Genomic DNA, 19,464 nt, shown 5'->3' with positions numbered 1-19,464 from the left:
TATAGCGAAAAAATTAAATAAAACTTGACAAGGTATTTGAAGAAAGATAAATAGCGGCTAGACCCATTTATATTTTTCATTGTTAGAGGTAGTGTTAGTGTCTTCTACAGATTTTGAATTAGATGATGATAACTACGGCGATGATGATGTTGGTTTTGATGAGTCATCAGGAAAAATCAGCGCCAAAGAATCATTAGAAAAGCGCCGTTTGATTGATGATCTATTGGCTCAACGTCGTTTAGAACGAGAATTAAAAGATTTTGATTATGATTTCGACGACGATGATCTCGACGAAGAAGACTGAGCAAAATTTCTGAGACTTTAAGTCTTAAAATGTTATGCTGTTGACGAAATATTTTTAAAATTTGGATAAAGAATGAGTACGTTAGATTTAGACTTATTGAGTAATTATCTTGACGGTGATCAAAACGAATACGGTCTGGATTTTGCAGCGACTCATGGTTTTCTGTGTGCAATAGCCGTAGGTCCAAAGTTTGATCGTTGGTTAGAAGAACTTTTTGATAATAATCAAAAGAAAGTTCCTAGCGAAATCGTTGAACAAGTTAAGTTATGGTTAGAGTCTCTAAGACAAGACTTGGCAAACGAAAACGGAATCGAATTTCCTTTTGAAATCGAAGAAGCGGACGTTGAATCAAGTTTGGGTGATTGGAGTGTAGGTTTCGTTGATGCAATGTTCTTGAACGAGGATGCTTGGTTTACACCTGAGTTTGAAGAGCAACTTGTAGATTTAACTTTACCAATCATGGTCTTCAGCGGTATTGATGAAGAAGATCCTCAGATGGAGTCTTTCCGTCGTAATGGTCAATTGATGGATGAGTTAGCAGAAGAAATTCCAGATAATCTGAACGAAATCTATCTCATGTATCATACTCCAGCATAATATGTTGTATTTATCAGCTTATTAAGTTGATGATATTTGATGTAAAAAACGTCCAATAATGGGCGTTTTTTATACCCTGAATTTTATATTTTGATCGATTTGATTGAGTGTTTTATATTTGAGAAAATATTAAACTGACACCTAATAAGACCAGCAACAAACCAATACCTTTATTAAGAAATATTTGTTTCTCTAAGATTTTATTTCTAATGTTTGGTGTAGAACAAAACTGAACGATGAGAAGAAACCAGATCAAATGAGCGGCTGAAATAAATATACCGTAACCAAGCAAGACCCACGTATTGTTTCCATTATTCATCACCTGTGAAAATAAACTCATAATAAATAGCATGGTTTTTGGATTTAAAGCGTTTGTTAGAAATCCCTGTTTAAATGATTTGCTTCTTGAGTTATATACTTTTGTCTCTTGTATACTTGCAGTCGTGTGAGTGAAAGTTTTATAACCAATATAAATCAAATAAAATGCACCAAGATATTGTATAAATTGAAGAACGCCAGGAATGCTATGGCGCACAAAATTTAGGGCGATTAGACTATAAAAAACATGAATCCAAACCCCGCAAGCGATTCCATAAGCTGTATATCTACCTTGTAGACGACCGTATAAATAACTATTTCGTGTGATTAAGGCAAAGTCAGCACCTGGACTGACTACTGCCAAAATCGTAATCAATAAAACGATTAGTATTTCATTCACGCAAGTGACTTATTAATAAATTTAAGCTTAATTCATTTATTTTTCATATATTTGCTATAGTTAAAAATGAAGTTAATTCATTTTATATATGAGTATTTGGAATGATAGAGCGCTTGTCATTGAATTCTCTTAAATTTTTTTACTATGTTGCTCGCTATCAGAGTGTTACAGAAGCAGCGGAAAAACTGTTTGTGACACAGAGTGCGGTGAGTAAGCAGTTAAAAAGTTTGGAGGATAGTCTAGGGATAGAAATTTTCTTTCGTGAGGGGAGAATGCTAAAACTCACACAGGATGGTGAGGTGTTGTTTGAGTGTTGCCAACAGATTTTCCCACAAATTGAAACTTGTTTAGTTCATTTAAAAGAAAAGAATAAGACGAAGAAAAATTTAATATTATCTTGTGAGCCCACGATAGCTATGAAATGGCTAATTCCAAGATTGGCAAATTTCAAACAAAAGTTTCCTGATATTGAGGTCAGTTTGCTCACAGGTGGAGGTGAGGTCGATTTTAATGTGCAACAAATTGATTTGGCTTTAAGAAGAGATGATTTTATTTGGTCAAATCAGATTTATAGCGAGAAAATTGCTGATGAATATATGCTTTGTGTGAAGAAAAAAGATCGATTAGACATTCCCAAAAATATCTTTATATCAGCATCGAGAGCCAAGCTTTGGCATCATTTTAAAAAGATACATCAACCACAATTGAGTTCGATGCATACAGAAACACTTGAACACTTCTATCTATGTATTGAAGCAGCATTGGCTGGATTGGGTGCAACGATTGTTTCTGGCTACATGGTAGAACGTGAAATGGACTATCAAATGCTTGAAAGACTTACAAAAGTTTATCAAGATGGTTCTGCTTATTACTTGTTATCTGAGCTTCCATTTGAAGATGATATTCGTAAGATGCATTTCAAAAACTGGTTAATTGATGAAATGCAAAGCTCACAATTTAAATTCTCTAGCAATAATTAATTCTTGGTTCTAAACATCTCAATTAAGACGCTTTTTATTCTCAAGTCCTTTAAGGCATTGCTTTGCATACCAGCCATAGCTGAGATGAAAAATAAAATATTCAACTAATATTAAAAATACAGTCACCAAAATCCAAAGCCATATAGGAATGTGTTTAATAATCTCAATAGATGTTTGAATAGGAGCAATAAAAAATAATGCGATCACGACGAGGATTGCACTCATAATTAAGTTACTCGCAATTGATCCTAAAATTAGTTGTTTACGTTCTTGAGGATTGGGGACTCTTTGTTCGCGTTTTACAAAGATCCATGACGTAAAAAATCCTGCTGCAATTAATGTCGGTACGGTAGTAGAACTTGATAGATCTATCCAGTAAGCCAATAATCCAAAAATAAGTAGTGTGAGTGTATAAATACCTGTAAATATCCATAGATAATATTTCATTATGATTTCTCTTTATGATTTGGTTCTGGGTCTATAAGTAATTTAAATCTATATGTTAATTTTATTTTTTAAATCAACTTGAACGTGCATTATAAATAATAAGTAATTAAAACCACAGCTTTTAATGTGGTTTTAATAAGTTGATATGCATTTAGTAAGGCTTTAATAGCCAAATTTTTTCTTCAGCGTCAACCTTTCCTTTAAGTAGCTCTGTCTGACTTTCAAGTAATTTCAGTTGGTACTGCTTGGAATAATAGTCTTTAAGCTGTTGAGGGGAAATAGAGAAAGGCGGACCTGCCATCACACTTTGATCATATTCAAAACTAATGAGTAATTGAGTTGCTTGATTGCTAATTTGCATCAAATGCTGTGCATAATCTGTTCGCACTTCTTCAGGTAAAGCGACTAAAGCAGCTCGATCATAAATCGCATCAATTTTACCAATATTGCTTGAAGTCAATTCAAAGAAATCACCAACAAATAGATCAATTTGAGGATGATGATAATGAGTTAATTTTTCTAGTTTTCTTTCAGTAAATGGAATAGCAAGTTCGGATATTAATTCTTCGATTGCAATTGGACTAAGATCAATTCCAATCAGATGATAACCTTGTGCTAACAACCAATGGATATCTAAGCTTTTCCCACACAATGGAAGGAAAATACGATTGCTTTTCTCTAGGTTTAAGGAGTCAATATATTTAACCAATAGTGAATGCGGTTGATTGAGATGAAACCCAATTTCATTTTTTTTCCATTTGTCATGCCAAAATTCATGTTTCATAATTTGTCTCAGATAAAAATAATTGAAAATAAGTCTCAGTGTTTATCTTTATGATTTTTTTGGAACTTTCTTGCAATAATCCAAATGATATACAGTAAAGCTAGAGCTAAAATAATATAACCAACACGTTGCATAATCAGAGTCATCAAGGCTTGATTTTCACTAAAGTGATAACCTAAGTAGGCTAGAAAAGTAGTCCATACAATCGTTCCTAAGGCACTGTAGGTCATGAATTTACCAAAAGGCATTTTACTCATACCCGCTGGAATACTTATGAGAGAGCGAACAGCTGGAATCATACGACCAAAGAAAACAATCTTATGTCCATGTTTGTTAAACCAAGTTAATGCTTTTTCAAGATCACTTACTTTTATTCTTAGAAATTTTCCGTAATGCTCTATAAAGATGAATAATCGTTGCTCAGGAATTTTTCGACCAATCCAATATAGCACCATCGCAGCAAGTAAAGATCCTGTACTGCCCGCAATAATGACACCAATTAAAGTCAAATCACCTTTAGAGGCTGTATAACCAGCAGAGGGCATAATAATTTCAGATGGTATTGGTGGAAAAATATTGTCTAAAAACATTAAGAATGCAATACCCAAATATCCCAGCTTTTCCATCACAGATAAGACCCAGTCTTCTAGTCCCATAGTACCATTCTTAGTCGAAGATCAATTTAGATAGAATATTTCTTACTTATCCAGCTGACAACAATAGATTGGTTAATTGAGATGTACTAAATCATTAAGTCTACACAGTCTAGAAAGTAAATTTTTTTTCTCATGGTATGGTTTCTTAATCCTCTTGTAGGTATAAATACTTAAAAATAAACAGAAAGGTATGTATAATTTTGTTAGTTTCGGAAATTGCTGAAATTGAATTAAAAAATTTTAAAAATATTAGGGTAAGTTAATGAAATTAAATACTAAAACATCAATTAAGTTCAGTTTATTAATTATGTCAGTCCTAATGGTCGCTTGTGGAGGGGAGAAGGGTAACAATACAAGCGAAGCAGATAAATCTTCTGATGAATCTAAAATTGCTTATAGTTCGATTACAGGGACAGCCTTTGGTTTTACAACTTTAAATAATTCGAATGTGACAGCAAACTGTAAAGATGGTGTTGGTTTTAAAGATGAAGTCAAAGTTGACGCTCAAGGCAAGTGGCAAGGGCAGATAGATAGCAGTAAATTTCCATGCCGTTTAGAAGTCAAAGCTAATGAGCAAAGCTATCACAGTTATATTAGTCAAGCTGGAAGTGTTAACATTAATCCATTAACAGATTTGACTATTACTTATGCCAGTATGCAATTGCCTAATACTTGGTATCAATCAGGAATGATGACTGAGGAAAAGTTAAAATCAGCAAATGCGGCTTTAGTTGCTGAATTGATTAAAAAAGAGTATTCGCTAGACAGTAAAACCGATCTTTTTACTACTGAAATAAAAACAGCAAATCCTCTCCATTTAGCTATCCAAGCCTTGTTTGAAGCAATTCAAGGTAGCAATACTATTGAGAACTACAATGCCTTATTAACTTTAGTGAAAGATGGTAATCTAACACAACTACCTGCTAAATCAGATAAAGTAGTGATTAACCCATTAAACATTATTGTAAATACAGCAGCGTGCCAACAATATGACTCAGGCATGATTGAAAGGTACAATTATTGTGCTTCAAATGTATTGCCAGATTTTAAAGAAGATCAACTAATTACCCCTTTTGGTGAAAAGTGTATTTTAACAAAATCAGGAAGTACACTCACGGTCAGTAATGGTAAGTTGACTATATCGGCATTTATCAATGGAGAGGAGGAGGATGAGATTCTTTCGAAAAGTTCTGTTGGTGTTATGTTTGTAGCCTCTAATCCTGTTTCGTCTTCCTTGGATGATGTTTTATATAATGTTGCAATCTCACTCTTGCCTGATGGACAAATTAATGGTGTAACTGCGGGTAACGAAAAGGGAGAGCCTTTGGTTTGTTCAACAACTAGAGTGCGTGCCTGAGAATAAAGAAATATATCTTAAATTAGTTCTCACAAGATAGCTTACCTAAAAAAGCTAACTTTTGATGTGATCTTTATTAGTTAAGGAAAGGTAGATTGAAAACAATCTACTTTTCCTTATATTTGACTTAAATTGGTCTGAATGTAAGTATTATTAGACATCAATTGGACTGTTAAGTTCTTAATTAATTAACATTCATTTTTTGATAGCTTTTTACTATTTACAGACGTTTGCGTTTTGCTGCTGCAATTTGTGATTGGCGCATGCGGAAACCTTCTTTTTGTTTTTCTGTAGTTTTATCAATACAGAAAACACAAGAAACTCCATGTTCATAGCTAGGTAATTCAGCTTCTTCTTTAGTAAGAGGCCAGCCACATGCATGACATTTAATATTTTCGCCTTCTTCAACACCATGTGTTACTGCGGTGCGGCCATCAAATACGAAACATTCACCTTCCCATAAACTTTCTTCTGCTGGGGTTTCTTCTAGATATTTAAGAATACCGCCTTTAAGGTGATATACCTCATTAAATCCTTCTTGTAAGAGTAATGATGTTGATTTCTCACAACGAATACCACCTGTACAGAACATGGCGATTTTCTTATCTTTGTGTTGTTCTAAGTTTTGCTTTACGTATTCAGGGAACTCACGAAAAGTTTCAGTTTTAGGATCAATTGCACCCTTAAACGTGCCTGCTTTATATTCATAGTCATTACGTGTGTCGATTAAAATCACATCATCACGGCTAATTAACTCATTCCACTCTTTAGGGTCGAGGTAATGACCGACTAGATCACGGGGTTTAACTTCTACACCTAAAGTTACGATCTCTTTTTTGAGTTTAATTTTCATTTTGCGGAATGGTTTATCAGAGCTAAAAGACTCTTTATATTCCATTTCGTTGAAACCTTCGTTCAGCAAAAATTGATGTACAGTATCAATTGCTGTGCGATCACCAGCGACAGTACCGTTGATTCCTTCTGGTGCAACAATCAGAGTTCCACATAAATTGATGCTATTCACTAGTGTTAAAAGACGCTGTTGCAGATCCGCTGCATCTGAAACTTCTTTAAATTGATATAGTGCCGCAACAACCCAATTATTGGTCGCTTGCTGTTCTACAGGTGCAAGCTGTTCTACAGTAGCGTTCATGGATAACTCCAAATGTATTAAGATAGGAAAATCAAGGCGCGTATTTTAGCGTGAAATTTGAAAATAAGCGAGAAAACCATAAAATTGATATGGTTTTAGAGGAATGTGTTTTGAGTAATGATCGTCGAATCCCATCATTGACCCCATGTGCAGGGCGTTGTTCAACGGTATTTGGTGATTTGGTGTGCCGAGGATGTCGCCGTTTTAATCATGAAGTAATTCATTGGAATACATATACACCAGAACAGCGACTTACAGTTTGGCAACGTTTAGATGCACAACTTGATCAAATTCTTGTGCCTTTGTTACCTCATGCAAATATGCAACAGGTAGAGGACTTTATTCATAATAAGCGGATTCGAGTATTAGATACGGCAACGAAAGGTCGCAAGCTTTATCATGCATTAAAGATATGCGAAAAAAATAAGTACTTAGCTCAGGAAAGTGGTCTGGGGATTGTGGATGCACAAGTGAAGCCTGTATGGGATGAATTCGAGAGAAGAGTATTGGCTTTAGCGAAAGCGAGTTATGAACTGGCTTGGCTTCGTGCCGATGGGATTAGTTCGAATTTGTTACGGACATTAGAAGAAGATGAAATCTAAATTCTTTTGTGGTTGATATAGTAAATAATAACTTCTGCAATCAATAAATTAATCGTCCAACCTAGCCATGCTTCTAGTTGATATATGTGGATTGGTGTGAGCCAGTCAATGTGCGGTTGTAGTTCGTATAACACGAGTTTCCATGTTCTTAAACTCAAGGCAGATAAAGCTAAAGCAAAACTTCTTATCATCCAGTCACGATGTCGAAACCATTGTTTCCCAATCGCAAAATAAAGCGCAATTAAAGTGCTGACTCCCCAAAGTAGTCCTAGTAAAATAAAACACAATTGGGTACTGAAGCCGCCATTGGCATACACCGCCAATATCAAACCGTTCGGTAGTGCAAAACCTAGAGTCGAAACAATATAAATCCAACCTGCATAACGATGAACAAGACTAAATTTTTTACGAATATATTGTGAAAATTGAGTAAAGCCAGCTAAAAGAACAAAACTGCTCGTTAAGACATGAATTTGGAAGGCGATGCGCCAAGGCTGAGTCAGGACGACATCTTGCTTTAGAACTAAAAAATTAGATTGATTTGACCAAGGAAAATATTGAATACAAATTCCTACCATCAATATAAATAAGTAAAAGAAAATGAATGTGGTTATAAGTCGAGTAAGGGGATTTAGAATTTTCCACATATCATTGATCGCTGTTATCATGATTGACTAAGAATAAATGCAATAACTTTATATTTGATGAGCATAGAAATATGAATAAATTAGTTAAGTTTTTAACTTTTACAGCTGCTTTAACAGGTTGTAACTTGAGTTTTGCCCAAACTCCACAGCTCGCCTCATCTTGGACAGGATTGTATAACGATGAACAAAAAATTTCTTTGTTCTTTCAACAGAAAGGAGATCAACTCACAGGGTATAGTTTGTTAAATGGTAAGCAAACTAGATTTAAGGGAAGTCTTCAAAAAAGTGGCTCAGTTTATAAAGCAACTTTGAATGAATTAGGACAAGGTGCTACCTTTGGTCAGTTCATTTTAGATTATAAAAATAATGCTACAGTGATTGATGCACAATGGTTACCCAGTAGTAAAACAGTTAAACCAAAGTTTTTTAGCTTGAAAGCACAGCAGTGTAACTATGCAAAAGATGAAGGTAACTATCCAGAAGCATCGCGTAAATTATTAAAAGATTCAGATCTACAAGTTGCTTTAGGTGAGTTGCAATATATGCGTAATGAAATCTATGCACGCCATGGGTATGCATTCCAGAATAAAAGTTGGGCTGCTACATTTGCTGATTATGATTGGTACATGCCGTGTTTTACCAATGTGGATTCACGTTTAACTCAAATTGAAAAAGAGAATGTGAAGCGTATCAAAATGGTAGAACCTTATGCGAAAGACGTAGAGTGGGGACGTTAATTTATTTTATAAATTAAGTATCTAATAAAAAAAGCTGCCATCAGGCAGCTTTTTTAACATTAAGATTCTGTTGAAAATTAACGTTTGATATCGCGTTGAGTCGAGCCAGTATAAAGCTGACGCGGACGACCGATTTTGTAAGGACCGCTGTGCATTTCTAACCAGTGGCTGATCCAACCAACAGTACGTGCAAGAGCGAAAATTACAGTAAACATTTCTGTTGGGATACCAATCGCTTTTAAGATGATACCTGAGTAGAAGTCTACGTTCGGGTAAAGCTTACGCTCTACGAAGTACGGGTCGTTCAATGCAATACGCTCAAGTTCCATAGCAAGTTGCAATTGTGGATCGTTGATGCCTAATGCTTCAAGAACTTCGTCACAAGTTTGCTTCATTACTTTAGCGCGAGGGTCAAAGTTTTTATAAACGCGGTGACCGAAGCCCATAAGCTTCACTTCTTTACGTTTTACTTTTTCCATGAATTCAGCAACGTTTTCAACGCTACCAATTTCATCTAACATTTTAAGTACAGCTTCGTTCGCACCACCGTGAGCAGGTCCCCAAAGTGCAGAGATACCAGCAGAGATACATGCATAAGGGTTTGCACCAGTAGAACCAGCAAGACGAACTGTAGAAGTCGATGCATTTTGTTCGTGGTCAGCATGAAGCGTGAAAATACGGTCCATTGCGCGCGCAAGAACTGGATTTACTTTGTAGTCACGATCAGCAGGCGTAGCAAACATCATGTGTAAGAAGTTTTCTGCGTAGCTTAAATCATTACGAGGGTAAATGAATGGTTGACCTACGGTGTACTTGTAGCTCCACGCTGCAAGCGTAGGGATTTTCGCGATTAAACGAATTGCAGTGATTTCACGGTGGTTAACATCTTCGATGTCTAAACCGTTGTGATAGAACGCAGATAAAGCACCAACTACACCAACCATGATCGCCATAGGGTGAGCATCACGACGGAAACCATTGAAGAAACGGCTTACTTGGTCGTGAACCATAGTGTGGTTACGTACTTTTGCATCAAATTCAGTTTTTTGTTCAGCATTTGGAAGCTCGCCATTTAATAATAAATAACAAGTTTCTAAGTAGTCTGCTTGAGTCGCTAATTGATCAATTGGATAACCACGGTGTAATAAAACACCTTTGTCACCGTCAATGAATGTGATCTTAGATTCGCAAGCCGCTGTCGCCATAAAACCAGGATCGAAAGTAAAGTGACCTGATGCTAATACATCTTTAACGTCAATTACATCTGGGCCCAATGTGCCGCTGTAAATTGGTAATTCAATTTCTTTGCCATCAAGCTGTAATACGGCTTTTTTGCCAGTTGCTGCAGACATTCAATAGATCTCCTGTCCTGGTGAATGATTATCTGACTCGAAATCCTAATCTTGTCATGTGCGAATCAGACGGTGTCAAAATTTGCTATAAGATTAGTGGCTACTAAAATTTTGTCAATTATACTTAGGGATAAAAAATGACGTTATCACAGTCAATTAGTCATTCAGTATCAACGGGAAAATTGAGTAAAATCACAGCACCGGTCGAGTATAATATGTCAAATCATGTTTTAGGTGCAGAAAAAAAATGAAGCATCAGTACAATTGTAAGTAAATTTTTAACACTTTTTAATTTATAGATTCTTAAAATTTTTTGAAATAAAATGCCAAAACCCTATATTTCTCATGCCTTAGATTTAAATTATCATTAAAAAAAATGTTGATTGAAAAATAAAGGAATTTTTATTTGTTCTATTATGGTGCGATCAACTGATTAAAAAATGACTAATTTTTAACTAAAATCATCTTTGCTTGATAGATTATTGCTTAGTTATATTTAATATTAAAATGAGGGGTATTATTTCTGAGTATATAAATAATCGATCCAAATATATGACTTTAGTATGATGCTTTAATAATTTCTTAATGATTTTGAACGAATATATTCGAAATTTAAAAATAAAAATAATAAATTGTATTTGATGTAATATTTTTAAAAATCAATATTTTATGTAATTTTTGTATGGTGGGTTTATTGATTTTTCTTGCTTATTTTTGTGAATGATTCTTATTTAAGGCTTTTTTCGACTAAAGAGAAAGCTGATTGTTTGTATTTTGATATTTCACGTTTTATAATTCGTTGTCGTTATATAGGTTAGGCATGTGCTGTGCTTGCCTGACAATGCCAGCTTTCCTTTGAATTAATTCAAACAAACTCCAGTTGGAGTTTCTACCTACAGGATGCCCGCTGTGAAAAGCAACAGACCTGTCAATTTGTCCATGGGTCAGGTGTTAGCGGTAAATTTACGCTCACCCGTGGCTATTGCATCAATTCTACACCGTCTATCTGGTGTAATCGTTTTCTTATTAGTCGCTGTTCTTTTGTGGATTTTGGATAAATCTCTATCTTCACCAGAAGGATTTGACTACGTAAAAAATGTCGTTTTCGGAAATATCTTAGTACGTTTCATCGTATGGGTATTTGTAGCAGGCTTAATCTTCCATTTTATTGCAGGTATTAAACATCTACTTGCTGACCTTGGTTTTGCTGAGGAATTACAAAGTGGTCGTATTGCAGCTACAGTTTCGTTGATCTTATCTGTGATCGGTATTGTCGCAGCTTTTGTATGGATTATGTTCTAATGAAAAGTGCTACAGGTTTAACGGGTTCAGGTTCTCGCGATTGGTATATCCAACGTGTATCAGCTGTAGTTTTAGCTGCTTATACTGTCGTTATGTTTGGCTGGATCCTATGCAATAGTGGATTCGGTTATGAGCAATGGGCTGGCTTTATGCTAACGCTTCCAATGAAAATTTTCTCATTGTTAGCTGTGTTATCGCTTGTTGCGCACGCTTGGATTGGTATGTGGCAAGTCTTTACAGATTATGTAACGACACGTCAAATGGGTCCTTCGGCTTCAGGTTTACGCCTTGTGTTAACTTCTGCTGTCATTATTTCAGTGTTCGTATACGCAATCTGGGGTATCCAGATTTTCTGGGCAAATTGATAGGAAGAGATCATGGCAACTACCCCTAAAGAAAATTATTCAAATATTCAAACCCTATCATTCGATTCAGTTATCGTTGGTGGTGGTGGTTCTGGTATGCGTGCTGCTTACCAACTTGCTCAAGCAGGTTTGAAAGTTGCTGTATTAACCAAAGTATTCCCAACACGTTCGCATACAGTTGCCGCTCAAGGTGGTATTGGTGCATCGTTAGGAAATATGCAAGAAGATAACTGGCATTATCATTTCTACGACACAGTAAAAGGTTCTGACTGGTTAGGCGACCAAGATGCGATTGAGTTTATGACTCGTGAAGCACCGAAAGTTGTTTATGAGTTAGAGCATTTAGGTATGCCGTTTGACCGTAACGAAGATGGTACGATTTATCAGCGTCCATTTGGTGGTCACTCTGCAAACTACGGTGAAAAAGCAGTTCCACGTGCTTGTGCTGCAGCTGACCGTACTGGTCATGCACTACTACACACGTTGTATCAAAGCAACGTAAAAATGGGTACTCAATTCTTTGTTGAATGGATTGCATTAGATCTAATTCGTAACGAAGAAGGTGATGTACTTGGTGTAACTGCAATTGATCAAGAAACAGGTAACATCGCAGTATTCCAAGCAAAAGCAACATTATTTGCTACAGGTGGTGCTGGCCGTGTTTACCGTGCATCTACCAATGCCTACATCAATACTGGTGATGGTTTGGGTATGGCTGCTCGTGCAGGTATTCCATTACAAGATATGGAATTCTGGCAATTCCACCCAACGGGTGTTGCGGGCGCTGGTGTATTGTTAACTGAAGGTTGTCGTGGTGAGGGTGGTATCCTTCGCAACAAAGACGGCGAACCATTCATGGAACGTTATGCACCGACTTTAAAAGACTTGGCTCCACGTGATTTCGTATCTCGTTCTATGGACCAAGAAATTAAAGAAGGTCGTGGTTGTGGTCCAAAAGGTGATTATATCCTATTAGATATGACACACTTGGGTGCTGATACAATCATGAAGCGTTTACCATCAGTATTTGAGATTGGTAAGAAATTCGCGAACGTTGACTGTACTAAAGAGCCAATTCCTGTAGTACCAACGATCCATTATCAAATGGGTGGTATTCCAACGAATATCCATGGTCAAGTTGTTGTACCTCATGGTGTTGAAGAGGGTGAATTCTCTGCTCATTATGATAAAGATACAAAACAATATACATATAAAGGCACACGTGATTATGTGAAACCAGTTAAAGGTTTCTATGCAATCGGTGAGTGCTCATGTGTATCTGTTCATGGTGCAAACCGTTTAGGTACTAACTCGTTGCTTGACCTTGTTGTATTTGGTAAAGCTGCTGGTGAACACATTATTGATTATGTGACTAAACACCATGGTGATGATTATGCTCCATTACCAAACGATGTGTTAGAAAGCACATTGGCACGTGTACGTAAGTTGGATGAATCTACATCTGGCGAAAATGCGCAAGAAGTTGCTGATGTAATTCGTGACATCGTTCAAGATCATGCTGGTGTATTCCGTACACAAGCATTACTTGATAAAGGTGTTAAAGAAATTCTTGCGATTGAATCACGTGTTCGTAACATTCATTTGAAAGACAAATCTAAAGTATTCAATACTGCACGTATTGAAGCATTAGAAGTTGAAAACTTGTATGAAGTTGCTAAAGCAACCTTGATTTCTGCTGCTGCACGTAAAGAATGTCGTGGTGCGCATACCGTTGTTGATTATGAATTGGCTCCAGATCATCCGACTTACTCTTATGGTCGTCGTGATGATGAGTGGATGAAACATACGTTATGGTATTCTTCGGACAATCGTCTTGAATATAAACCAGTACGTTTCAATCCATTAACGGTTGAAGCTATTGAACCTAAACCACGTACATTCTAATCGGGAGAACAAAGATGAGTAGAGGTACTCGTACATTCGAAATCTACCGCTATGATCCTGATAAGGATAAAGCGCCATACATGCAAACTTTTAAGTTGGAGTTAACTGACAAGCACCGTATGTTGCTTGATGCGTTACTTGCATTAAAAGTTCAGGATGAAACATTAACATTCCGCCGTTCTTGCCGTGAAGGTATTTGTGGTTCTGATGGTGTGAACATTAATGGTAAAAATGGTTTGGCATGTTTGTGGAACTTGAATGACTTGCCTGAAAAAATTGTAATTCGTCCTTTACCTGGTTTACCAGTTGTAAAAGACTTGGTTGTAGATATGAATCAATTCTACGATCAATACAATAAAATTCAGCCATTCTTGATCAACAATCAGCCAGCTCCTGCGAAAGAGCGTTTGCAATCTCAAGCAGATCGTGAACATCTTGATGGTTTGTATGAATGTATTCTATGTGCATGTTGTTCAACTTCATGCCCATCGTTCTGGTGGAACCCTGACAAGTTCTTGGGACCATCTGCACTGTTAAATGCTTATCGTTTTATTATCGATTCGCGTGATACGGCTACTCAAGAGCGTTTGGCACGTTTGGATGACCCATTCTCATTATTCCGTTGTAAAGGAATCATGAACTGTGTGTCTGTATGTCCAAAAGGGTTAAACCCAACTAAGGCAATTGGCCACATTCGTAATATGCTATTGGATCAAGCTGGTTAATTCGGTTTTCCTGTAGAAGAAACGGAAGTTTTGAAAAAAGCTTCCGTTTTTTTATTTGCGTCATAAAAGTATGTTTTGTGCTACAAGGATGCTGGTCTGCTTATTACTTATGTAGATAAAAAGAATTAGAAAAGTTGATCAATTGCTTTGCGTTGATTCATTTTTGAGCACTGTGCTTAGAGTTTGTGCGAGATTTGTAGAAAATCTTTAACTTTGGTCGATAAGAGTGCAACTTTTTTTGAAAGGGCGCTATATTAGATTATAATTTGATGTGTGTATTTCGCTGATTTATGGATGGTATGTGTCAAAAAAATCAATCCAAGCTTGATAACATGTTAGGATTTCTGCCAACGACTGAAAGCAAAAAATTAGGATATTCCTTAAGTTATACAGGAGATATTCACAAAAGATTTATGCAGATTATTCAGTCAAAGTCAATTTAGAAAAGTTAAAAATTTAGTTAATTTTTCTAAAATGATTTGCAAAAAATTGCTCGATGTCGTCGAGTATAAGAATGAGTTGCGCGCCTTGTTTATGGGTGCGTGACTGATTTGTTACATCAAAAGGAATACTCCTGATGTGTAGTGATAATGTCCTAAGGTTGGATGATCTTGGGTAGTAGTGTCTTGTTACCAATTCGATACTATGAATCATGGGTCTGCTTAAAAGGCAGCCTGTATTATTTTTTGCAATAGGAAATGGGTCCAAAAATGCAAGAAGTTGCTGACGCACTGCGTCTTGACACTGAACTTTCCGCTGATAGTGCAGCGTATATTGAAGAGCTTTACGAACAGTATCTAACATCTCCAACCTCAGTGTCAGAGGATTGGCGTGAATATTTCGACAAATATCCTAAAGGGGATCAACCACACGGTAGTGTGCGTGAACAATTCCTGCTTTTGGGTCGTAATTCAAGCCGAATTCAACCTGTAGTTCAAAGTGCTGTGAGCACAGAGCATGAGCGTCGTCAAATTGGTGTACTACAACTCATTGCTGCTTATCGTAACCGTGGTCATCAAAAAGCTAAACTCGATCCATTAGGTCTTGCGAAACGTGAAGACGTTCCTGACCTCGATTTATCTGCACATGGTTTAACAAAATCTGATCTTGATACTGTATTCAATACAGGTAATCTCGCGATTGGTAAAGCAGAAGCTACATTGTCGGAAATGATTGAGGCAATGGAAGCAATTTACTGTACCTCAATTGGTGCAGAATACATGCATATCGTCGACACTAAAGAAAAACGTTGGATTCAACAGCGTTTAGAAGGTGCTCGTGGGAAATTTAATTTCTCAGCTGATCAGAAAAAAGGCTTTTTAGAGCGTTTGACTGCGGCAGAAGGCTTAGAAAAGTATTTAGGTACAAAATTCGTAGGTGCTAAGCGTTTTGGTGTGGAAGGCGGTGAGTCTTTTATTCCAATGATGAATGAGATCATTCAGCGTGCAGGTAGTGTTGGTTGTAAAGAAGTTGTGATTGGTATGCCACACCGTGGTCGTCTCAACGTTTTAGTCAACATTATGGGTAAAAACCCAGCCGACTTATTTGGTGAGTTTGAAGGGAAGAGCCTACACAAAAAAGGTTCTGGTGATGTTAAGTATCACCAAGGTTTCTCTTCAAATGTGATGACGCCTGGTGGTGAGGTTCACTTAGCATTAGCATTTAACCCATCGCACTTAGAAATTGTTGGACCAGTAGTCGAAGGTTCGGTACGTGCTCGTCAAGTACGTCGTAAAGATATTGGTGGTGACGATGTTCTTCCTGTGATTGTTCACGGTGATGCGGCATTTGCAGGTCAAGGTGTTAACCAAGAAACCTTCCAAATGTCACAAACACGTGGTTATACAGTCGGTGGTACAGTTCATATCGTTATTAATAACCAAGTTGGTTTCACGACTTCAGATCCGCGCGATACACGTTCTACAGAATACTGTACTGACGTAGCAAAAATGATTCAGTCACCAATTTTCCATGTGAATGGTGATGATCCTGAAGCTGTAATTTTTGCAACACAACTTGCACATGATTTCCGTCATGAATTCCGCAAAGACGTTGTGATTGATTTGTTCTGTTACCGTCGTCGTGGTCATAACGAAGCAGATGAACCATCTGCAACTCAACCGTTGATGTATCAAGTGATTAATAAAAAAGCGACTACACGTACGCTTTATGCTGATCAATTGGTTCAAGAGAAAGTCCTTGATCGTGCAAGCGCTGATCAAATGGTTGAAGGTTATCGTTCTGATTTAGAAGCGGGCAACCATGTTGCTAATGCATTAGTACGTGAACCAAACAAAAAAATGTTTGTGGATTGGACACCATATCTAGGTCATGAATATACAGATGTTTGGGATACGAGCTTTAACATTGATCGCTTAAAAGAACTTGGCAAAACAATGAATACATTACCTGAAGGTTTTGTATTACAACGCCAAGTACAAAAAGTTATTGATGACCGCATCAAAATGCAAACAGGTGAAATGCCACTGAACTGGGGTGCTGCTGAAACATTGGCGTATGCATCTTTGCTGGACGATGGCTTCCTAGTACGTATTACGGGTGAAGACGTTGGGCGTGGTACATTCTCTCACCGCCATGCGAAACTACATAACCAAGTTGATGGTTCTGTTTACATCCCGTTGTGTCACATTAAAGAAAATCAGCCACGTGTTGCGGTGTATGACTCTTTATTATCAGAAGAAGCTGTGCTTGCTTTTGAATATGGTTATGCAACCACTCTACCGAAGAGCTTGATCGTTTGGGAAGCACAATTTGGTGACTTCGCAAACTGTGCGCAAGTCGTGATTGACCAATTCATTGCTTCTGGTGAAACCAAGTGGGAGCGCGTATGTGGTTTAACTATGTTGTTACCACATGGTTATGAAGGTCAGGGTCCTGAGCATTCATCTGCACGTTTAGAGCGTTTCTTACAATTGTGTGCTGAAGACAATATGCAAGTATTGACTCCTACAACACCAGCACAGATTTTCCATGCTTTACGTCGTCAAGCGGTTCGTCCTATTCGTAAGCCAATGATTGTGATGTCACCAAAGTCATTGCTACGTCATAAATTAGCGACTTCAACTTTAGATGAATTAGCAAATGGTTCATTCCAAACAGTGATTGATGAAGTCGATCAAATCAACAAAGCTGACGTTACTCGTTTAGTTCTTTGTGGTGGTAAGGTTTATTACGATTTACTCGAAAAACGTCGTGAGCTTGGTTTAAACCATATTGCGATTGTTCGTATTGAACAGTTATATCCATATCCAGAACAGCGTTTAGCTGAAGTTATGGCTCAATATCCAAACATTCAAGAACTTGTTTGGGCGCAAGAAGAACCTAAGAACCAAGGCGCTTGGTTATTTATCGTTCCTCGTTTGTATGAAGACGTTCTTAAATCAGGTAAACAAATTCGTATTAGCTATGCTGGACGTGAAGCATCGGCCGCACCTGCTTGTGGCTCACCGTACTTGCATGCAAAACAACAAGCTCAGCTCGTCAATGACGCACTTGCAATTGAAGCTGAACAATCAGGAGATTCTAAATAATGGCAACCGAAATTAAAGCACCGGTATTCCCAGAGTCAGTTGCTGACGGTACGATCGCAACTTGGCATAAAAAAGTAGGTGAACCTGTATCACGTGATGAAGTGATCTGTGACATTGAAACCGATAAAGTTGTTTTAGAAGTGGTTGCTCCAGCTGATGGTAGCTTAGTTGCGATCATCAAAGGTGAAGGCGATACAGTTCTTTCTGATGAAGTAATTGCTCAATTTGAAGCTGGTGCTGTTTCTGCGGCTGCTCCTGAAGCTGCTGCACCAGTAGCAGCGGCTCCTGTGGCATCTGCTCCAGCTGCGGCTGCACCAACTCAAGCTGTTGATCAAAACCAAGCCCCTGCTGTACGTAAAGCATTATCTGAAACAGGTATCAATGCTGCTGACGTACAAGGTACTGGTCGTGGTGGCCGTATCACTAAAGAAGACGTTGCAAATCATAAACCAGCTGCTTCAGTTCAGCCGTTAAGCGTTGCTGTAGGTGAACGTATCGAGAAACGTGTTCCAATGACACGTTTACGTAAGCGTGTTGCTGAGCGTTTATTGGCGGCTACACAACAAACTGCAATGTTAACAACATTCAATGAAGTTAACATGAAGCCGATCATGGAAATGCGTAAGCAATATAAAGATGCTTTCGAAAAACGCCATGGAGCTCGTTTAGGTTTCATGTCTTTCTTTGTTAAAGCAGCAACAGAAGCTTTAAAACGCTATCCAGCTGTAAATGCGTCGATTGATGGTGATGATATTGTTTATCACGGCTTCTATGACATCGGTGTAGCAGTTTCTTCTGATCGTGGCTTAGTTGTGCCAATCCTTCGTGATACTGATCGTATGAACTATGCTGAAGTAGAAGGTGGTATTGCTGCATATGCTGCTAAAGCACGTGAAGGAAAATTATCGATCGAAGAAATGACTGGCGGTACATTCACTATTACTAATGGTGGTACTTTCGGTTCATTACTTTCAACACCTATTTTAAACCAGCCACAAACAGCGATTCTTGGTATGCATAAAATCCAAGAACGTCCTATGGCGGTAAATGGACAAGTTGAAATCTTGCCAATGATGTACTTAGCGCTTTCATATGACCACCGTCTAATTGATGGTAAAGAAGCAGTAGGTTTCTTAGTAACAATTAAAGAATTGTTAGAAGAGCCAGCTAAACTTATTCTTGACCTATAACTTATTATTTAAAAATCATCCCTAACTTTTCTTTAATTAAGAAAGTTCAATCCCCTTAATCAAAAGGGGATTTAGGGAGATTGATTGGAGAT

The 19,464-nt window shown here is 37.4% G+C and carries 19 protein-coding genes; 12 read left to right on the top strand and 7 right to left on the bottom strand.

What is annotated here, in order from left to right:
- Window positions 1–97: 97 nt before the first annotated feature.
- Both H2677_RS11845 and H2677_RS11840 read left to right on the top strand, forming a co-directional pair.
- Window positions 98–304, top strand: a complete 207-nt coding sequence (locus H2677_RS11845) for a PA3496 family putative envelope integrity protein (protein WP_212638625.1) — start codon at window positions 98–100, stop codon at window positions 302–304.
- 72 nt (window positions 305–376) lie between these two features.
- Window positions 377–901: a YecA/YgfB family protein gene (locus tag H2677_RS11840; RefSeq protein ID WP_004908396.1), complete on the top strand. Its 525-nt coding sequence runs from the start codon at window positions 377–379 to the stop codon at window positions 899–901.
- 112 nt (window positions 902–1,013) lie between these two features.
- On the opposite strand, the gene H2677_RS11835 is transcribed toward H2677_RS11840, so the two are convergent.
- Entirely contained in the window at window positions 1,014–1,619 is a 606-nt protein-coding gene (locus H2677_RS11835) for a LysE family translocator (protein WP_212638624.1), read from the bottom strand.
- Between the two features lie 101 nt (window positions 1,620–1,720).
- Here H2677_RS11835 and H2677_RS11830 point away from each other — a divergent pair, with 101 nt between their 5' ends.
- The gene (locus H2677_RS11830) at window positions 1,721–2,599 is read left to right on the top strand and encodes a LysR family transcriptional regulator (protein ID WP_212638623.1); all 879 of its coding nucleotides are present in this window, start codon (window positions 1,721–1,723) and stop codon (window positions 2,597–2,599) included.
- Between the two features lie 18 nt (window positions 2,600–2,617).
- Here the strand turns inward: H2677_RS11830 and H2677_RS11825 are convergent, their stop codons facing one another.
- From H2677_RS11825 to H2677_RS11815, 3 genes are all read right to left on the bottom strand, one after another.
- Entirely contained in the window at window positions 2,618–3,046 is a 429-nt protein-coding gene (locus tag H2677_RS11825) for an ABZJ_00895 family protein (RefSeq protein WP_212638622.1), read from the bottom strand.
- 151 nt (window positions 3,047–3,197) lie between these two features.
- A complete protein-coding gene (gene tmpT, locus H2677_RS11820) occupies window positions 3,198–3,830 on the bottom strand; it encodes a thiopurine S-methyltransferase (RefSeq protein ID WP_212638621.1) in 633 nt (210 codons plus the stop codon).
- Window positions 3,831–3,865: 35 nt separating this feature from the next.
- Complete coding sequence (locus H2677_RS11815) at window positions 3,866–4,486, bottom strand: DedA family protein (protein ID WP_212638620.1); 621 nt, start codon at window positions 4,484–4,486, stop codon at window positions 3,866–3,868.
- A gap of 262 nt (window positions 4,487–4,748) precedes the next feature.
- Between H2677_RS11815 and H2677_RS11810 the strand changes: the two genes are divergently transcribed.
- Window positions 4,749–5,843 carry a hypothetical protein gene (locus H2677_RS11810; protein WP_212638619.1) on the top strand — a complete coding sequence of 365 codons (1,095 nt, stop codon included), beginning with the start codon at window positions 4,749–4,751 and terminating at the stop codon, window positions 5,841–5,843.
- Between the two features lie 220 nt (window positions 5,844–6,063).
- On the opposite strand, the gene trhO is transcribed toward H2677_RS11810, so the two are convergent.
- Window positions 6,064–6,996: an oxygen-dependent tRNA uridine(34) hydroxylase TrhO gene (trhO, locus tag H2677_RS11805; protein ID WP_004908383.1), complete on the bottom strand. Its 933-nt coding sequence runs from the start codon at window positions 6,994–6,996 to the stop codon at window positions 6,064–6,066.
- Between the two features lie 110 nt (window positions 6,997–7,106).
- Between trhO and H2677_RS11800 the strand changes: the two genes are divergently transcribed.
- Entirely contained in the window at window positions 7,107–7,598 is a 492-nt protein-coding gene (locus H2677_RS11800; RefSeq protein ID WP_112987686.1) for a DUF1289 domain-containing protein, read from the top strand.
- On the opposite strand, the gene H2677_RS11795 is transcribed toward H2677_RS11800, so the two are convergent.
- Complete coding sequence (locus H2677_RS11795; protein ID WP_212638618.1) at window positions 7,595–8,245, bottom strand: DUF2306 domain-containing protein; 651 nt, start codon at window positions 8,243–8,245, stop codon at window positions 7,595–7,597. The two genes, H2677_RS11800 and H2677_RS11795, sit on opposite strands and share 4 nt — an antisense overlap.
- Before the next feature lie 71 nt (window positions 8,246–8,316).
- Between H2677_RS11795 and H2677_RS11790 the strand changes: the two genes are divergently transcribed.
- A complete protein-coding gene (locus H2677_RS11790) occupies window positions 8,317–8,982 on the top strand; it encodes a YARHG domain-containing protein (RefSeq protein ID WP_212638617.1) in 666 nt (221 codons plus the stop codon).
- Window positions 8,983–9,059: 77 nt separating this feature from the next.
- Here the strand turns inward: H2677_RS11790 and gltA are convergent, their stop codons facing one another.
- Complete coding sequence (gltA, locus tag H2677_RS11785) at window positions 9,060–10,334, bottom strand: citrate synthase (RefSeq protein ID WP_004908368.1); 1,275 nt, start codon at window positions 10,332–10,334, stop codon at window positions 9,060–9,062.
- Between the two features lie 900 nt (window positions 10,335–11,234).
- On the opposite strand from gltA, the gene sdhC reads away from it, so the two are divergent.
- The 6 genes from sdhC (at window position 11,235) to odhB (ending at window position 19,372) form a co-directional block, all read left to right on the top strand.
- Complete coding sequence (gene sdhC, locus H2677_RS11780; protein ID WP_005402201.1) at window positions 11,235–11,636, top strand: succinate dehydrogenase, cytochrome b556 subunit; 402 nt, start codon at window positions 11,235–11,237, stop codon at window positions 11,634–11,636.
- Entirely contained in the window at window positions 11,636–12,001 is a 366-nt protein-coding gene (sdhD, locus tag H2677_RS11775; protein WP_004908359.1) for a succinate dehydrogenase, hydrophobic membrane anchor protein, read from the top strand. Before sdhC ends, sdhD begins: the two co-directional genes overlap by 1 nt.
- A gap of 9 nt (window positions 12,002–12,010) precedes the next feature.
- Complete coding sequence (gene sdhA / locus H2677_RS11770) at window positions 12,011–13,906, top strand: succinate dehydrogenase flavoprotein subunit (protein ID WP_035336742.1); 1,896 nt, start codon at window positions 12,011–12,013, stop codon at window positions 13,904–13,906.
- Between the two features lie 14 nt (window positions 13,907–13,920).
- Window positions 13,921–14,631, top strand: coding sequence for a succinate dehydrogenase iron-sulfur subunit (locus tag H2677_RS11765; RefSeq protein ID WP_004908354.1), 711 nt, complete (start codon window positions 13,921–13,923; stop codon window positions 14,629–14,631).
- A 710-nt stretch (window positions 14,632–15,341) separates the two neighbouring features.
- Window positions 15,342–18,182 (top strand): 2-oxoglutarate dehydrogenase E1 component, encoded by a 2,841-nt coding sequence (locus tag H2677_RS11760; protein ID WP_004908351.1) that lies wholly within the window; start codon window positions 15,342–15,344, stop codon window positions 18,180–18,182.
- Window positions 18,182–19,372 carry a 2-oxoglutarate dehydrogenase complex dihydrolipoyllysine-residue succinyltransferase gene (gene odhB, locus H2677_RS11755; protein ID WP_004908350.1) on the top strand — a complete coding sequence of 397 codons (1,191 nt, stop codon included), beginning with the start codon at window positions 18,182–18,184 and terminating at the stop codon, window positions 19,370–19,372. Before H2677_RS11760 ends, odhB begins: the two co-directional genes overlap by 1 nt.
- Window positions 19,373–19,464 lie beyond the last annotated feature (92 nt).

It is taken from the genome of Acinetobacter junii (assembly GCF_018336855.1).
GTDB lineage: Bacteria > Pseudomonadota > Gammaproteobacteria > Pseudomonadales > Moraxellaceae > Acinetobacter > Acinetobacter junii.
This window is presented reverse-complemented; position numbering and strand designations above follow the sequence as displayed.

What these genes read in the sequence shown, in the direction of transcription:
- H2677_RS11760 (WP_004908351.1), top strand. Translation starts at nt 15,342, where the DNA reads ATGCAAGAAGTTGCTGACGCACTGCGTCTTGACACTGAACTTTCCGCT.
- tmpT (WP_212638621.1), bottom strand. Translation starts at nt 3,830, where the DNA reads ATGAAACATGAATTTTGGCATGACAAATGGAAAAAAAATGAAATTGGG.
- trhO (WP_004908383.1), bottom strand. Translation starts at nt 6,996, where the DNA reads ATGAACGCTACTGTAGAACAGCTTGCACCTGTAGAACAGCAAGCGACC.
- sdhD (WP_004908359.1), top strand. Translation starts at nt 11,636, where the DNA reads ATGAAAAGTGCTACAGGTTTAACGGGTTCAGGTTCTCGCGATTGGTAT.
- H2677_RS11840 (WP_004908396.1), top strand. Translation starts at nt 377, where the DNA reads ATGAGTACGTTAGATTTAGACTTATTGAGTAATTATCTTGACGGTGAT.
- H2677_RS11790 (WP_212638617.1), top strand. Translation starts at nt 8,317, where the DNA reads ATGAATAAATTAGTTAAGTTTTTAACTTTTACAGCTGCTTTAACAGGT.
- odhB (WP_004908350.1), top strand. Translation starts at nt 18,182, where the DNA reads ATGGCAACCGAAATTAAAGCACCGGTATTCCCAGAGTCAGTTGCTGAC.
- H2677_RS11810 (WP_212638619.1), top strand. Translation starts at nt 4,749, where the DNA reads ATGAAATTAAATACTAAAACATCAATTAAGTTCAGTTTATTAATTATG.
- H2677_RS11830 (WP_212638623.1), top strand. Translation starts at nt 1,721, where the DNA reads ATGATAGAGCGCTTGTCATTGAATTCTCTTAAATTTTTTTACTATGTT.
- sdhC (WP_005402201.1), top strand. Translation starts at nt 11,235, where the DNA reads ATGCCCGCTGTGAAAAGCAACAGACCTGTCAATTTGTCCATGGGTCAG.
- H2677_RS11765 (WP_004908354.1), top strand. Translation starts at nt 13,921, where the DNA reads ATGAGTAGAGGTACTCGTACATTCGAAATCTACCGCTATGATCCTGAT.
- H2677_RS11825 (WP_212638622.1), bottom strand. Translation starts at nt 3,046, where the DNA reads ATGAAATATTATCTATGGATATTTACAGGTATTTATACACTCACACTA.
- H2677_RS11815 (WP_212638620.1), bottom strand. Translation starts at nt 4,486, where the DNA reads ATGGGACTAGAAGACTGGGTCTTATCTGTGATGGAAAAGCTGGGATAT.
- gltA (WP_004908368.1), bottom strand. Translation starts at nt 10,334, where the DNA reads ATGTCTGCAGCAACTGGCAAAAAAGCCGTATTACAGCTTGATGGCAAA.
- H2677_RS11795 (WP_212638618.1), bottom strand. Translation starts at nt 8,245, where the DNA reads ATGTGGAAAATTCTAAATCCCCTTACTCGACTTATAACCACATTCATT.